Source organism: Rhizorhabdus phycosphaerae, from assembly GCF_011044255.1.
Lineage (GTDB): Bacteria > Pseudomonadota > Alphaproteobacteria > Sphingomonadales > Sphingomonadaceae > Rhizorhabdus > Rhizorhabdus phycosphaerae.
The window spans coordinates 2,141,474-2,156,682 of the sequence record NZ_CP049107.1; the positions used below are offsets into that span (position 1 = coordinate 2,141,474).

Annotated in this window: 13 protein-coding genes and 1 pseudogene; 5 read left to right on the forward strand and 9 right to left on the reverse strand. The window is 65.4% G+C overall.

The annotated features are described in order from the left end of the window. Positions 1–34 precede the first annotated feature (34 nt). The 7 genes from G6P88_RS09845 to G6P88_RS09875 form a co-directional block, all read right to left on the reverse strand. Positions 35–1,294: a DUF3526 domain-containing protein gene (locus G6P88_RS09845; RefSeq protein ID WP_165322994.1), complete on the reverse strand. Its 1,260-nt coding sequence runs from the start codon at positions 1,292–1,294 to the stop codon at positions 35–37. Beyond that, complete coding sequence (locus G6P88_RS09850) at positions 1,294–2,739, reverse strand: ABC transporter permease (RefSeq protein ID WP_165322995.1); 1,446 nt, start codon at positions 2,737–2,739, stop codon at positions 1,294–1,296. Before G6P88_RS09850 ends, G6P88_RS09845 begins: the two co-directional genes overlap by 1 nt. Then, positions 2,736–3,467, reverse strand: a complete 732-nt coding sequence (locus G6P88_RS09855) for an ABC transporter ATP-binding protein (RefSeq protein ID WP_165322996.1) — start codon at positions 3,465–3,467, stop codon at positions 2,736–2,738. Before G6P88_RS09855 ends, G6P88_RS09850 begins: the two co-directional genes overlap by 4 nt. A gap of 149 nt (positions 3,468–3,616) precedes the next feature. After that, entirely contained in the window at positions 3,617–5,788 is a 2,172-nt protein-coding gene (locus G6P88_RS09860) for a TonB-dependent receptor (protein WP_165322997.1), read from the reverse strand. 30 nt (positions 5,789–5,818) lie between these two features. Beyond that, positions 5,819–7,153 (reverse strand): spinster family MFS transporter, encoded by a 1,335-nt coding sequence (locus G6P88_RS09865; RefSeq protein ID WP_165322998.1) that lies wholly within the window; start codon positions 7,151–7,153, stop codon positions 5,819–5,821. A 41-nt stretch (positions 7,154–7,194) separates the two neighbouring features. Continuing rightward, on the reverse strand, positions 7,195–8,766 hold the full coding sequence (locus G6P88_RS09870; RefSeq protein ID WP_165322999.1) for a class I adenylate-forming enzyme family protein: 1,572 nt from the start codon (positions 8,764–8,766) through the stop codon (positions 7,195–7,197). Beyond that, a complete protein-coding gene (locus G6P88_RS09875; RefSeq protein ID WP_165323000.1) occupies positions 8,763–9,623 on the reverse strand; it encodes an amidohydrolase family protein in 861 nt (286 codons plus the stop codon). Before G6P88_RS09875 ends, G6P88_RS09870 begins: the two co-directional genes overlap by 4 nt. 286 nt (positions 9,624–9,909) lie before the next feature. Here G6P88_RS09875 and G6P88_RS09880 point away from each other — a divergent pair, with 286 nt between their 5' ends. The 5 genes and pseudogenes from G6P88_RS09880 to G6P88_RS09895 all read left to right on the forward strand — a co-directional run bounded on the left by G6P88_RS09880 (position 9,910) and on the right by G6P88_RS09895 (position 13,448). Beyond that, complete coding sequence (locus G6P88_RS09880; RefSeq protein ID WP_165323001.1) at positions 9,910–10,707, forward strand: IclR family transcriptional regulator; 798 nt, start codon at positions 9,910–9,912, stop codon at positions 10,705–10,707. Continuing rightward, on the forward strand, positions 10,697–11,458 hold the full coding sequence (locus G6P88_RS09885) for an IclR family transcriptional regulator (RefSeq protein WP_165323002.1): 762 nt from the start codon (positions 10,697–10,699) through the stop codon (positions 11,456–11,458). Before G6P88_RS09880 ends, G6P88_RS09885 begins: the two co-directional genes overlap by 11 nt. A gap of 136 nt (positions 11,459–11,594) precedes the next feature. Next, positions 11,595–11,777: pseudogene (locus G6P88_RS20305) on the forward strand (winged helix-turn-helix domain-containing protein); the annotation flags it as partial. Between the two features lie 383 nt (positions 11,778–12,160). After that, entirely contained in the window at positions 12,161–12,487 is a 327-nt protein-coding gene (locus G6P88_RS20310) for a restriction endonuclease (RefSeq protein ID WP_247710587.1), read from the forward strand. A gap of 64 nt (positions 12,488–12,551) precedes the next feature. Then, positions 12,552–13,448, forward strand: coding sequence for an HNH endonuclease (locus tag G6P88_RS09895; protein ID WP_165323003.1), 897 nt, complete (start codon positions 12,552–12,554; stop codon positions 13,446–13,448). 28 nt (positions 13,449–13,476) lie between these two features. On the opposite strand, the gene G6P88_RS09900 is transcribed toward G6P88_RS09895, so the two are convergent. Further along, complete coding sequence (locus G6P88_RS09900) at positions 13,477–14,367, reverse strand: HpcH/HpaI aldolase/citrate lyase family protein (RefSeq protein WP_165323004.1); 891 nt, start codon at positions 14,365–14,367, stop codon at positions 13,477–13,479. 41 nt (positions 14,368–14,408) lie between these two features. Further along, entirely contained in the window at positions 14,409–15,200 is a 792-nt protein-coding gene (locus G6P88_RS09905; protein WP_165323005.1) for an SDR family NAD(P)-dependent oxidoreductase, read from the reverse strand. Positions 15,201–15,209: the final 9 nt, after the last annotated feature.

Genomic DNA, 15,209 nt, shown 5'->3' on the forward strand with positions numbered 1-15,209 from the left:
GTCGGCTGCAACAGGAGCGCCCGTCCGGCTTCGATCATGCCGGCGGCGCCTCCTGCCAGCGCGGCGCGCGCTGGAAGTCTTCGGCGGTGAACGGCCGGTCGTCGAAGATATAGGGATAATAGAAACGGCGTAGCCGGTCATAATAGGCGCGGATGCGATCCTCGTAGGCCTGTTGTGCTTCCAGGTCGGTCTGCGCCAGCCGGTGGATGGCCACCTGCGCGCCGACAGCGGGCAGCACATAGCCGATCCGCCGGGTCCAAAGATCGCGTGCCTTGAGCCCGTCGCGATAGGCAGCGGCCTGATCGGCCACGCTTCGGTCTCCGAGATGCTGGAAGGCATGATACCATTTCCAGTGGAAGCCCCCCTCCACCGGCGGAGTATTCCGCCATTCGGGATGATAGCGGAAAAAGGCGTCCATCGTCGCGGCCTTGGGCTTGTCCCAGCCGGCATGGACGGCCTCGCGCTGGGCAAGCGTCAGTTCCACGCCCTGCCGAACCGGAATCGCTCCGTTGATCGCCAGCAATGCGAGCCCCGGCGCGACAAGGGTCAGGAACAGCCAGAGCGCAGCAAGCGACGCCGCATTGGCGAGCGAGCGACGACCGGCGCGCGCCACGCCGACGCAGATCAACGTCCACACTATCAGATAAAGCGCCGCGACGCCCGCAACCGCGAGCGCGGGAAGGCCGCTTCCTGACAACAGCGCGCCGACCGCGAAAGGCAGGAGCAGCATCGCGCTCAGCAATCCGCCGCGCAGCAGCACGCGCCGCGCCCACATCCTGCGCGACGACCGGGCCATGACGGTGAGAAACTGGTGCCTTCCCGCCTCCCGCTCGCCGGAGAAGATGTCGTGGAGCAACAGGATCAGGAACAACGGCGCCAGATAGGCGAGCACGAAAGCCCAGTCGAACCGACCCGGCAGCGCCAGTTCGGCATTGTAATTCTCGCTTTCGTGAATCTGCCCCTCAAGCGCGAGCGCGCGGATGCGCAGGATATAGGGTGCTATGTCGCGCTGGCCGAGCGCGGCAAAGGCCAGAGTCGAAGGAGCATCCCAGGTCGGATGGAAGCTGTAATAGGCGGCGTCGCCGGCGTCGCCGCGCTCGGGCACCCAGGCGGCGAGGGCGGCCTCGTCTTCCGCCTGCTGCGGCTGGATCCGGGCGATCGTTTCCCGCTGTCGGGCGACCTCGCTCAACCCTGCCCAGACGCTGGCACCGGACAGAAGCAGCATCAGCAGCAAGGTCGGCAGCGCGACCGGCTGGCGCAGAAACAGGCGCAGTTCGTGAAGCCACAGCGACATCAGAACGCCCTCCCCAGCCGCCGCATCGCGGCGCGCAACGCCAGTCCGACAAGGAGCGCCCAGACCAACAGCACCGCCGCACTCAGCCCCGCCGCCATCAAGCGTTCGTGCAGGCTCGGTCCGCGATAGGCGAAGTCGGGAATATCGTGCCAGTGGCGCGGATCGATGCGCACCCGTCGACCAGCTTCGGGGTCGGAGTTCCGACTGCCATCGTCGGCATAGGTCACAGCTTCGGCCTGCAGCTGGTTGAGTTGCTGGACGATCGCATAGCGATAGGCTTCGGCCTGCTGAAGGAAGCTGCGGTGCGCTTCCAGATCGGTCCCTGCCAGCGCCATCGAAAGGCTGCGGAGCGCGATCGTCGGGCTGAGGAGGCCGAAGGCGGCGACGATGTTGCCCTGTTCGCGCTCGCCCTTGAACTGCGCGCGCGCATAGGCGTCGAACAGGCCCGACGTCAGCCGCTCCCCCTCCATCGCCAGCAGGCCACGATAATTGACCGGCAATAGCTCGACCGTGTCCACGCCATAGCGGCGGAGAACGTCGGCCTTGAACGCGTTGAAATGGGGATCGTCGGGGTCGTGGCTGTCGCCGATGCGCCGCAGATCGCGGTGAACGGCGATGTCGGTTTCCAGCCGGGTGGGTGACGGAACCATCGCCAGCGCGACGTCGGGTGCAACACGCGGCACCAGCACGATCGCGAAGGCCCACAGGCTGAGCAGCGCCATCAGAGCCGTGCGTGCGCTGCGCACCGCACTGGACACCGCGACAATCCCCACCGTCCAAAGCAGCAGATAGCCGGCATAGCCAAACCCGAGCGCAAAAGCGGCAGCGAGAGCGGCCCCCTCGACCGCGACCAACCACGCTAGCGACAATAGCGCCGGCAGCAGCATTAGGGCGGCAATCGTGCCGAGCGCCAGCAGCTTGCCGGCGACCAGCGCGCCGGTGGTTGTGCCATGCGCCTTGAGCACCCGCAGCGTCCCCTGTTCGCGTTCGCGCGCGACCGCACCGAAACCGACGAAGATCAGCACGAGCGGCGCCAGGACCTGCAGCACGAAGGCGGGGGTGAGCGAACCGAAGCGCGCGAGCAGCGACGACTGGCGCACGTCGCCGAAATTGGCGCTGTTCTGCCGATGCCCCTCCAGGAAGATCGTGCTGCCGGTGAAGGGGTCGACGCCCGGATCGAAGGCTGCCAGCGCCGGCAGCGGGCGGAAGACGAAATGACCATAATGGACCATGCGGTGCGGGTGCCGGGCCGGCTGGCCGTCGAAGGCGCTGTCTGCCTGCGCCTGAAAACGTGCACGCAGCGCGTCGCTCGCATCGCGATGAGCGACGGAGGTCAGCGTGGCCACGACCGATAGCAGCAACAGCATGAGCACGGCCAGCTGCGCCACCCGATTGCGCCGCATCAGCCGGCCCTCGTTCCGCGCAATGAGCAGCACGAGGCTCATGCAGCGGCTGCCTCGCCATAGCGGTGGTGCAGCGCCATCACGTCGATGCCGTCGGCAGGGCGCACCTCCTCGACGATGTGGCCATCAGCGAGAAAACCGATCCGGTCGGCGCAGTCTGCCGCGCCCAGCAGGTCGTGCGTGACCATCAGGATCGCGGTACCTCGCCCCCTCAGCCGGCCGATCAGCGCGTTGAAATCCGCCGTTGCGCGGGGGTCGAGGCCACTGGTCGGTTCGTCGAGGAGCAGCACGGGCACGTCGCGGAGGACGGCCATGGCGATCGCCACTTTCTGCCGCATCCCCTTGGAGAAGCCAGCGATCCGCCGGTGACGTGCCTCGCCCTGCAGCCCGGCCGCATCGAGCGCGGCGTCCATCTCCGCCAAAGAGGGTTCGCTGCCTGTAAGCGCCATGAAATAGGCGATATTCTCATGGGCCGAGAGCTGATCGTACAGCGCGACATTTTCCGGCAGATAGGCGATCCGCCGACGCGCGGCATCGGGCGCCGCGACGGGGTCTATGCCGGCGACGCGCGCCGTCCCCGCTTCGGGCCGCAGGAAGCCGAGCAGCACCGACAGCGTCGTCGACTTACCCGCGCCATTGCCGCCAAGCAGCGCGTAGATTTCCCCGGCTGCAACCTGAAGCGATAGCCGGGACAAAACCGGGCGGGCGTCCCTGCGCAGAACGATGTCTGTCAGCAGGATCGGGGCGTCGGAGGAAGGGTCGTCTGTCATGACGCTTCCTCCCAACGGCGCCGCCGCTTGTCAATGTAATGTTATACCGCCTCTGAAAACTAGACGGTAGCAGATGGAGCGGCCGAGGTCATGCCGGTTGCGCTGCGCTCACGCGCGCACGTCCTGCAGGGCCCCGACCGCTCCAGGGTTCAGAACTTCACGGTCCCGGTGAGCTTGTAGAAGCGCGGTGCACCCGCATAGGCCGCCGCATAGCGGCCGATCACCGTCTGTGCGTCGAAATACTCCCGGTTGAAGCAGTTCGAACAGGACAGGGTCAGCTGGTAATTATCGTCTGCGCCCCAGCGATAGCCAACCGAGGCGTTGACCAGCGCGAAATCGCCGCTGCGGTTGCTGTTCACGGGCACCAGCGGCGCGGTGAAGGCGAGGTTGGCCGGGGTCACCAGATAATGCGCCGTGTAGAAGACGTCGCCGGTGACCAGCAGGCTGCCCGCGCCGAGCGGCTTGTCCACCGAGAAGCCGGCCTTGCCCTGGAAGGACGGCGCGCGCTGCAGCTTGTCCGCGAGGTTGGCGGGGCGGTTACCCTTGTAGCGCGCGTTGAGCAGGCCGACATTGGTGAACAGGTCCAGCCATGGCGCGGCGCGGATCGTCAGTTCGCTCTCCAGACCATAGATGCGCGCGTCGGCCAGCTGCGCCGTGAAGGCGCCATTGACCGTCAGCGTGTTGAAGAGGTTCGAGTAGTTCATGTAGAAGACCGAGCTGTTCCAACGCACCTTGCGGTCGAACAGGCTGACCTTCGTACCGGCTTCCCAGCTCTCGACCTCTTCCGGATCGAAGTTGATATATTGATCCACGCGCAGCGCGCGGCCGGTCCAGCCGCCCGAGCGGAAGCCCTTGGTCCAGGATGCATAAGCGAACAGGTCGTCATTGACGGTCCAGTCGATCCCGATCTTGGGCGTGAACTTGTTGAAGGTACGCTTATTGTCGAAATCCTGGCCGGCGGCCGCGCGGGTCAGCAGATCGGCGGTGGTGAAGTTGAACAGCGGCCCGGCAAGGTTGCTCGTCTGCGTGACCGTCAGTTCGCGCTTCTCATGTGTATAGCGACCGGCCGCCACCAGCTTCACATTGTCGAGAACCGCATATTCGAGCTGGCCGAACGCCGCCCAGCTGTTCACGTCGACTTCGAAGACTTTGCGAAAGATGCTCGGCGCGGCGGTGGGCGCGCTGCGGGTCGTGTCGGTCACGTCCGCGTCGATATTCTCGTCGAAGTAGAAGAAGCCGGCGGTCAGCTTGAGCGCGTCGCTCAGCGTCGCGTTGACCTTGATCTCCTCGCTGAACTGCTTGGCGAGCTGCTTCTGGTCGAGGACATAAAGCGGAACAGGCTGATCGGAGAGGTCGAGCAGCAGGTTCTGCTTGGTCGAGCGCCAGGCCGTGATCGATTCCACCGAGATATCGTCGTTGACGTCCCAGGACAGCTTGCCCGAATGCCCCATGCCGCGCGCATAGCCGCTGGCATCGGTGCCCGAAACGACGGTGAACAGGTCGCCCGTCGAGGGCCGGAGCGATCCGGCAATGTCGGAGGCATAACCGCCATTGGTCTTGTCGCGGCCATAGTCGAACGCATAGTCGAAGGTCAGGCTGTCGGTGAGCAGCGCGCGCACCGCGATGCGGCCACCGGCATAGTCCTGATCGTTGACCTTCTTGTCGAGCGTGCGGTTGTAGATATAGCCATTGCCCTGCTGGACGAGCAGATTGGCGCGCACGAAGATGCGGTCGCTGAGCGGTACATTGGCGGAGAGCCGCCCTTCCCAGCGGTCGTAATTGCCATAGGAGCCCGAGAGGGCGAAGGCGGTCTTGGCGTCCGGCGCCTTGGGCACGATCTTGATCGCGCCGCCATTGGTGTTGCGACCGTAAAGCGTGCCCTGCGGCCCGCGCAGCACCTCGATGCGCTCGACGTCGAACAGCGAGAAATTGTTCACCGCCTGGCGCGAGATATAGACGTCGTCGACATAGAGGCCGACGCTGGTGTCCGCCGTTGCGAGATTCTCGGTGGTACCGACACCGCGAATGAAGAAGGTCGTCGCGGTGTTCTGCCCGACATTGTTGTTGCCGGTCAGGTTGGGGGCATTGAACACGATCTGCTTGGTGTCGGTGATCTGCTGCCGTTCGAGCGCGGCGGCATCGATCGCGGTGACCGAAACAGCGGTACGTTGCAGGCTTTCGGAGCGGCGTTGTGCGGTGACGACGATGTCACCGAGGCCTTCCTCCTGGGGTTGCTGTTCCTGCGCCTGCGCCGCGGACGCGAGCAGGATGGACGCCGACAGAAAGCCACTCAGCGTGGCGAACCTATGCTTGTTCGTCATGATAGTCCCCTTTTCCCGAAGAATATTTCTCTAACCGGCGGCATCCCGTGCCTGGCTGATGGACGCCAATGAGCGCCGATAGGGTCGTCGTGCAGAGGTGAGCAGCGCGGCCGACAAAAGGCCAGCGAGGCCAATGGTCAGCGCGAGGCCGAGGCCCACGAAGCGCGGATCGCCGAACAGTTTCTCGGTGAAGAGCGCGACGACGGTCGGGCCCAGGCCGATGCCCGCCAGATTCAGACAGAGGAAGTAGATCGCCGTAACCTGGCCGCGCATCCGGTTGGGCGTGATCTCCTGCAGGGCGGCGGCGGCGCAGCCATAGGGCATGGCTCCTCCGACGACGAACAGCGCGAACAACAGAAGCGACAGCTGCGGGTCGGCAACGAGCGGCGCGGCGACACCGAAGGGAACGGCGATGCAAGCCGCCCCCACCGTGACGACGACATTGGCGTCAGCCATTCCCCGCGCGTACAGGATTGCCGAGAGCCAGGCCCCCACCATGATGCTGGCACTGCCCACGACGAGCAGGATGACACCGAAGACCAGCCCGATCTCTGGCGCGGTAAAACCGAAATGGCGGATGAAGAAGGTTGCGATCCAGGCGGTTGCGCCGTTCCACATCAGCCCCGAGGCAGCGAAGCCGAGGATCAGCAGCGCAAAGCTCGAACGATGCGTGCCCAGATAGGCGAAGAGCTCGCCCACGCTGGGGAAGTCCGCCTTGGCGGGATCGACGCCGCGCCGGACCGGCTCGCGCAAGGTCGCCACCAGCAGGCTGACCAGCACACCCGGCGCGCCGACGATCAGGAACACCGTCTGCCAGGATTCGAGATGCCCGACAAAAGGAAGGTCGATCGGCGGCGCGAGGCCGACCAGCGTGCCACCCGCGATCAGGGCAAGGCCGGCACCAAGGTAGATAGCTCCGGTATAGAAGGACATCGCCTTGGGCAGCGTCTTGCGGCCGAAATAGTCGGCGATCATCGAATAAGCGGCCGGCGACAGCGCCGCCTCGCCCACGCCCACGCCGACCCGCGCGGCGAACAGCTGGCCGAAATTGCGCGCGAGCCCGCACAGCGCCGTCATGGCGCTCCACACGAACACGCCGGTCGAGATGATCGTGACGCGGCGGTAGCGGTCGGCCAGCCGTCCGATCGGCAGCCCGAGCAGCGTGTAGAAGACCGCGAAGGCGAGGCCATGGAGGAGGCTGATCTGGACGTCACTGATCTGCAGCGACGCCTTGATCGGCTCGACCATCAGAGTGAGTATCTGCCGGTCGACATAGGAGAGGGTGTAGGCGAGGACCAGAACCGAAACGGCATACCAGCCATAACGCTCGTCGGGTGCGGGGGCGGAGTCGTCGGTCCTCACCATCGTTTATCTCCCCAGGCTCGATGGTTGGCGGGACATCGTCGTCAGGCCGCCGAGGCCGGGCGATCGCGCAGCTCGCGCTTCAGAACCTTGCCGTTCGCGTTGCGCGGCAGCGCTTCGATGATCTCCAGCGCGCGCGGAATCTTATAGGCGGTGAGCCTGCCCGCGCAGAAGTCGCCGACCTCCTCGGCGGTCAGCGTCATGCCCTCTCGCAAAACGGCGAAGGCCTTGAGCGTTTCGCCCCAGCGCTCGTCAGGCATACCGACCACCGCAACCTCGATGATCGCGGGATGGCGGACCAGCACCTCCTCGATCTCGCGCGGGTAGATGTTGACCCCGCCCGATATCACCATGTCCTTCTTGCGGTCGACGATATAGATGAACCCGTCGGCGTCGCGCCGGGCCATGTCGCCCACGGTCACCCAGTCACCCTGGATCGCGGCGGCCGTCTCTTCCTCGCGATGCCAATAGCCGTTGAAGTGCATCGGCGAGCGGCTGAACAGTTCGCCGACCTCGTCGACGTCGCAAACGCTTCCGTCCTCGCGGCGGATTTCGACCGCGACATGGGGAATCGGCGTGCCGACGCAGCGCTCCTTCTGGAGCTGCCAGGCCGGGCGCATGTTGCAGACCAGCCCCGCCTCGGTCGACGCGTAGATTTCGTGAAGGATCCCTTCGCCGAACCAGGGGATGATCTTCTCCTTCATCGCCTGCGGCAGCGGCGCGGCGTTGGAGATGATCGTCTTGATCGGCGGGCGGCGATAGGGATCGGTGACCTCGGCCGGCAGCTCGAAGATCATCTGAAAATGGGTCGGCACCATGAACACGCCGGTGATGCCGCCATTTTTGAGCCGGTCGAGCGTCTCGATCGGGTTGTAGCGGTCGAGGATCTCGACCGTCCCCCCACTGGCAAGCGTCGCCGCAGGAAAGCCCAGTCCCCCACCATGGTTCATCGGCGCCATGGCGAGAAAGACGTCGTCATAGCCGAAACAGCCGAACTCCGAGCCCGAGATGAGCCCGACCAGCATGCGCGAGCGATGCGACAGCAGCACGCCTTTCGGCTGCCCGGTCGTCCCCGAGGTGTAGGGAATTGTCCACACGTCCCATTCCTCGATCCGGGGATAGGCATCGGGCCGGCGCGCCGACGCCAGCAGCGCCTCATAATCCGACCCGAGCGCGATCAGGCGGACCGACGGATCGAGGCCTGCCTCCCGCGCCAGCCCGATGCTCTGTTCGTCACAGATGACGAGCCGGGCGCGCGAGTCCTCGATCGCGACCTTGATTTCCGCCGGGGTGAGGCGCGGGTTGATCGTGGCGACGCCGACGCCGGCATCGGGCAGCCCCGCGACCACCTCGAGATATTCGATGCAGTTGCGAGCGACGATGGCCGCCGTGTCGCCCTTGCGCAGCCCCAGATCGGCGATGGCCGCATCGCGCAGCGCGTCGCTCCGTCGGACCAGCTCGCCATAGGTGCGGACCTGGTCGTTATAAAGGACAGCCGGCTTCTCCGGGTTCCGCGCGCAGGCTGCCCGGATCGCATTGCCGAAGGTCATCGGCTGGAATCCGGGCGGCAGGGTCGCGGGGTTGCCCGGATAGGCGCGGACGCCGGGTCCGGTCATCGCGGAATCTTCGTGAAGATGCGCAGCGCATTGTCGCGCATCAGTTTCGCATGCGCTTCGGGCCGGAAGCCGAGCTCGCCCACCTCGCGCACCGCCCGCTCCGGGTCGATCACCGGGAAGTCCGTCCCGAACAGCACCTTATGGCTGCCATAGCTGTTGGCATAATGGACATAGGATTTTGGCCAGTGCTTGGGCGCATAGGCGTCGCCCGCCGTGTAGACATTGTCGTGCTTCCAGCACATCGAGATCATCTCTTCGGTCCACGGAACACCGACGTGGATGCCGATCAGAACGAGCTCGGGAAAGTCGATCGCGACCTGGTCGAGCAGGATGGGCTGCGCGACCGACGGCAGCCGGCGCTCGCGCGAGTAGACGAGGTTGTGACCGACTTGCATCATGATCGGCACGTCGAGCTCGCAGCACTTGGCGTAATAGGGGTAAATCTGCGGCGCGTTGGGTGGCATCGAGAACCAGTGCGGGTACCAGTGCGCGCCGACGAAGCCATAGTCGCGCACACCCTTCTCCAGATCGCGCAGCCCCTGCATGCCGCGCGTCGGATCGACCCCGGCGAGCCCGGAGAAGCGGTCGGGATGGCGGTCGCAGATTTCGGCGATCGCCTCATAGGGAACCTCGAAACTGCCGCGCACGCGCAGGTCGCCGGCGCGCACCGCTATCAGCAGCGACCGCTCGATCCCGGCGGCGTCCATCTTGCGAAGATAGTCCTCGATCGCGATGCCGGGCCGCAGCGCCGGATCCATGCGGACCTGTTCCTTGAAAGTCTCGTCGAGGCCGGTCCAGCCTTTCTGGACGGCCTCAGGCGTGAAGATATTGCATACGATGTCGATATATCCGGACATGGGTACCCATTTGCTGGAGTCTGCGCATCCACCTCGGACACAAGGCTAGGTTGCGCTTCCATGACGGGTCAACGTCATCATGAATGCGATAAGCAAAAACATGTTTCTGTGTTTCATCGCATCGCCCAATGCGCATAATCCGCCGCCGTCGCATTGCTGGACAGATATGTGTTTTCGAGCATTTCATTCCTGCTCCCATTGACCCGCAGCCGCCGCTGTCCGTAGCGTGAGGTGGAATGGCCTGGCGCGACCGGGAGGCGGCGATGGCAGAACGACGGATGCGGAGATGAGCGCGGACGATGTCGTCAAGTCTGTGGGGCGTGTCTTCGCGATCCTCGAACTGTTCGACCGCCGCCGCGATGGCCTGACCGCGACCGAGGTGGAGCGCGCGCTCGACTGGCCCAAGTCGAGTACGCTGGCGCTGCTCAAGAGCATGGTCGCGCTCGGATATCTGTCCTTCGACCGGATCGAACGCCGCTATTCGCCTACGATCCGGGTGGCGCGGCTCGGCGACTGGATCGACGGCGCCGACGAGCGCCGCGACCTCGACGCGCTGGTCGAGGATTGCGCCGCAATGACCGGGCAGACCGTCACCATCTCATGTCAGAACGACCTGCGGATGCAGTTCCTGCTGGTCGAAGCGGGCAGCCGGCCGCTGCGCATGAACATCAATCCGGGACTCAAAGGGCCGCTGTTCCGGTCGAACATGGGCCGCGTCGCCCTGTCGACGAAGGGCGATGCCGAAATTGCGCGGCTCGCCGAGCGGGTCAACCGGCGGGCCAGCCTGCTCGGCGAGCGGGTCGACGATCTGGACGAAGTGCTCGCGCATGTCGCCCGCATCCGTGCGGAGGGCTTCAGTGCCGGCTACGGCCGCTTCATCCCGCATATCGGCGTGCTGAGCTGGCCGCTGCAGCGCCAGCCGACGGCCCCCGTGCTGGTACTGTCGATCGGCGGCCCGATCGACGAAGTGCGCGCATCGGAAAAGGAGATCGCGAAATTGATTCCGGCGCTGCTCGAAAGCCATGGCTTCCCGGCCAAGGGCGTGCCCGGCGACTGGAGTCGGGAGCCCCGCCATGGACGGTGACGGCATCGTCAAATCGGCCGCGCGGGTCTTCGCCGTGCTGGAGCTGTTCGAAGCGGAGCAGCGCCCGATGACGGCGACCGCGATCGAACGCGCGCTGACATGGCCGCAATCGAGCACGCTGGCACTGCTCAAGACGATGGTGCAGCTCGGCTATCTCGCCTTCGACCCGCTCGAAAGACGCTATGAGCCCAGCCTGCGGCTGTCGAACCTCGGCCGCTGGGTGGGGGCACGCTTCGTCCAGGGCCATCTCGACGATCTGATCCGGCAGGTGGGCGAGGCGACCGGCGAGACCGTCTCGATCGTCGGCCAGAACGACCTGTGGATGGAGTTTCTGCGCGTCCGCCCCGGCCGCAACCCGCTGACGCTGAACATCGACCCGGGCACCCATGCCCCCCTGTTCGGTTCGATCATCGGCCTGGTCGCCCTGTCCTGCCGGAGCGACCGCGAGATCGCCGAACTGGGCCAGCGCGTGCGCAAGCTGCCCGCCAAAAGCCGCGAGACCCCGGACATGGCGCATATCGCCGAAGAGATCGCCGCGATCCGCGCGGCCGGCCATGGCGTCGGCTATGGCCGCTACATCGCCAGCGTCGGCGCCATCGCCTGGCCGCTGCGGCAGGACCGCGATCCCCGCCCGCTGATCCTCTCCGTCGCCGGCCCGACCGAGATGATCCGCGAGGCCGAAGCGGCGATCGTCACAGCGGTGGAAAAGATCCTCGCGGAACACCGCGCGCGCCGGGGCAGAATGGGGTAAGCAGGGTCTCCTCGCCTGTTGTCGGACTATCCACCAACCAGCTTCGACGTGACGGGATACGCACGTTTTCCTGTTTGCGATGAGCATGGCCGTTGTTACTCAGCACCCCATGGCGATCCCCGATTATCAGGCGCTCATGCTTCCCGTCCTCACGGTCGCGGCCGAGGGCGCAATACGCGTGCCGGCAGCCGCCGAGACGATCGCCGACCGACTGGGCTTGTCTGGCGAGGAACGAGAGGAGATGCTGCCCAGCGGAAAGCAGCGAGTGCTGCACAACCGCATTCACTGGGCCAAATTCTACATGGCCAAGGCGGGGCTGATTGCCAGCCCGCAGCGCGGCGTGTTTGTCGCGACCGATGCAGGAAAGGCGTTGCTGGCCCAGAAGCCCGGTCGGATCGACGTCGAGAGGCTGAAGGGATACCCTGCTTTCAGGGCATTTTACGACCAGACGGGAACATCGCAGCCGATCGATCAGGCTGCGGCGGTGGCAGAAGCGACCGCTTCGGGTGCGACCCCCGAAGAACAGATCGATGCTGCAAGCGGCCTTCTCACATCCGCTCTGAAGGCCGATCTTCTCGCGCGGATCATCGAGCAGTCTCCAGCCTTTTTCGAACGCCTGATCGTCGAGTTGCTGGTCGCGATGGGCTATGGCGCTCGCACGAAGACGCCGCGCGACGTCTCGGCAAATCGGGGGACGGTGGCATCGATGGTATCATCGACGAAGACCGTCTCGGCCTCGATCGCATCTATGTTCAGGCGAAGCGCTATGCCCCCGGTTCGGCTGTTGGACGGCCGGAGATACAGGGGTTTGTGGGCAGCCTTGTCGGGCTCGGCGCCAGCAAGGGTGTGTTCGTCACGACCTCGTCGTTCAGCAAGCAGGCGCAGGATTATGCCAGCGGATTGCAGCAGCGGATAATCCTGATCGATGGCGAGCGGCTGTGCGATTTGATGATCGAGTTCGACGTCGGCGTCCGGCGCTACCGATCGATCGAGGTCAAACGGATCGACGAGGATTTCTTCAGCGAATGACGAAGCAATGCGCGACACCTCTTCGCAGAAGCATCGTTTCCGTCGTCGCGAAGGACTGACTGCAATGGCGAAAGGGATCTTCGTCCATCGAACGGACTCGATCTATGACGACAGCCCGGCCGAGCGCTATCAGTTTCCCAAGCAATATCTCGGCCGGGTCAGTGCCTGCATAGGCGACTGGATCATCTATTATGAGCCCCGCAAGGTCCGGGATACGCGCGGCTATTTTGCCGTGGCGAAGGTTGCGCATGTGACGCCCGACCCGGCCGCAAAGAGCATGTATGTCGCCCTGATCGAACCCGGCACATATCTCGACTTCCCCAATCCCGTCCCGTTCAACGGACCGCTGGGGCTGGTCGAACGAGGCGTCCTTAACGACCAGGGCAAAATCTCGGGGCGAGCGCAGGCGGCGGTGCGGCCCCTATCGACTGACGACTTCAACTGCATCATCGACGTTGGTCTGGCGGAAGATTTGAGCTTCCTCCCCAGGATCGGCGCTACGCCCGACGCCACCCTGTTCGAAGAACGCGCGCCATTCGCGTTCGAAATCGAACGAGACCGTGTGGCCAATCTAGGGTCACGCCTGGTCCGCGATCGACTGTTCCGCCGCCGCGTGGTCGCGGCCTATGACTCGCGATGCGCGGTAACCGGACTGAAACTCATCAATGGCGGAGGCCGGGCCGAGGTCGAGGCCGCGCACATCCGCCCAGTGGAGCGCGGCGGACCCGACATCGTTACCAATGGAATCGCACTTTCAGGGACGGTCCACTGGATGTTCGATCGCGGCCTGATCGCCTTGTCGGACGACCTTGAAATCCTGGTCAGCCGTCAGGCCAACGATCCGGACAGCATCAGGTCGCTGATCAACAAGACCGGTTTTGCGATACCTCCGCAGCGCGCGCTGGAACGTCCGCATCCCGCTTTTCTCGCCTGGCATCGGGAGCACTGCTTCAAGCACTGAGCGGCGCGACCTCCAGCAGCGCCCCCGTTCACCCCCGCGCCCGTGCCAGCACCGCCTGTGCGCGCACAAGATGGGGACGGTCGAGCATCGCGCCCTTGTGGCCGATCGTCCCGAGAGTCGGGTTCGCCGCGAACAGGTCGACGATCTCCTGCGCGGCGGCGCATTCCTCAGCCGTGGGGGTAAAAGCTGCGTTGATGACGGGGATCTGCGCGGGGTGGATGGCGAGCATGCTGCGGAAGCCGTCCTGTCGCACCTTGGCGGCGAGGGCCGCCAAGCCGGCTTCATCGCGGAAGTCGCCGTGGATCGTCTCGACCGCCGGCACCCCGGCGATGGCGGCACCGGTCAGGCAGAAGGTCCGTGCCAGTTCATAGGTGAAGCCATAGCGGCCATCGGCATCGCGGTTGGTCGTCGCGCCGAGCGCGGTCGCGATATCCTCCGCGCCCCATGTCATTGCCGCCAGACGCGGCATGTCGCCATAGCTGCCGGTGGCCAGCAGCCCTTCGGGCGTCTCGGTCGCGACGAGGATCACGGCGGTCTGGCGCTCCATGTCGCCATTGGCCGCCTCGAACGCCATCAGATAATGATCGAGCCGTTCGACATCGGCGCGTCCGCGCGGCTTGGGCAGCATCAGCCCGCCCGGCCTTCCGGGCATGATCGCGGCCAGATCGAGCAGCGCATGGGGCGTCTGGATCGGGTTGATGCGGACCCACAGGCGGTGACGTTCGGCCGAATGCGCTTCCAGAAAGGCACGGACCAGCAGGCGGGCCGCCGGCTTCTCGCCCTCGGCCACCGCATCCTCGAGGTCGATGATGACGATATCCGCCTCGGATCCGCGCGCCTTGTCCATCTTCTTCTCGCTGTCGCCGGGCGCGAACAGCCAGGACCGGGCGCGCTGCGCCGCTTCGAACGATGACGTCATGATCTTCCCCTGAATCCCTTCCAACCCGATCCTCTGCCCGATCAGGATTTCACATAGGCCCAGCCGCCGTCGAGGTTCAGCGTCTGTCCCAGGACGAGGCTGGCATCGTCGGACGCCAGAAACAGCACGCCCCGCGCGACCTCATAGGAATCGCAGGGCCGGCCGAGCGGCAGGCTTGCGGTCATCTGCTGCTTGGCGTTCGCGTCGGCCGCGAAGAAGCGCTCGAGCATCGCCGTCTGTACCAGGCCTGGGCTGACCGATGCGACCCGCACCCCGCTCTGCGCCAGTTCGAGCGCGACCGACTTGGTCATCGCCAGCACCGCCGCCTTGGACGCGGTGTAGACCGACAGCCCGGCAAAGCCGACATGCGCCGCGATCGACGCGAAGTTGATGATCACCCCCGCTCCGCGCGGCTTCATCAGCTTCACCTCCTCGCGCATGCACTGGAAGGTGCCCTGCACGTTGACCGCGAAGACGCGATCGAAATTCGCGTCGGGCTGATCCTCGACCAGCGCGACATGACCCTCGATCCCCGCATTGTTGATCGCGATGTCGAGCGGCGTACCGCTCCGCGCGATGGTGGCGAACAGGGCCGAGACGTCGTCGGGGCTGGCCACGTCCGCACGGATGAACTCGCCCTGCGCGCCGGCCTGCCGGATGAGATCGACGCATTCGCCGCCCGCCGCTTCATCGACGTCGGCGACGATCAGATTGGCGCCTTCCTTCGCGAACTCCAAAGCGACGGCGCGCCCGATGCCGGCGCCACCGCCCGTCACCAGCACCGACTTGCCGGAAAAGCGCCGCATGGTGCTGGTGCCTGTCATGTCCGTCATATCCTCTCT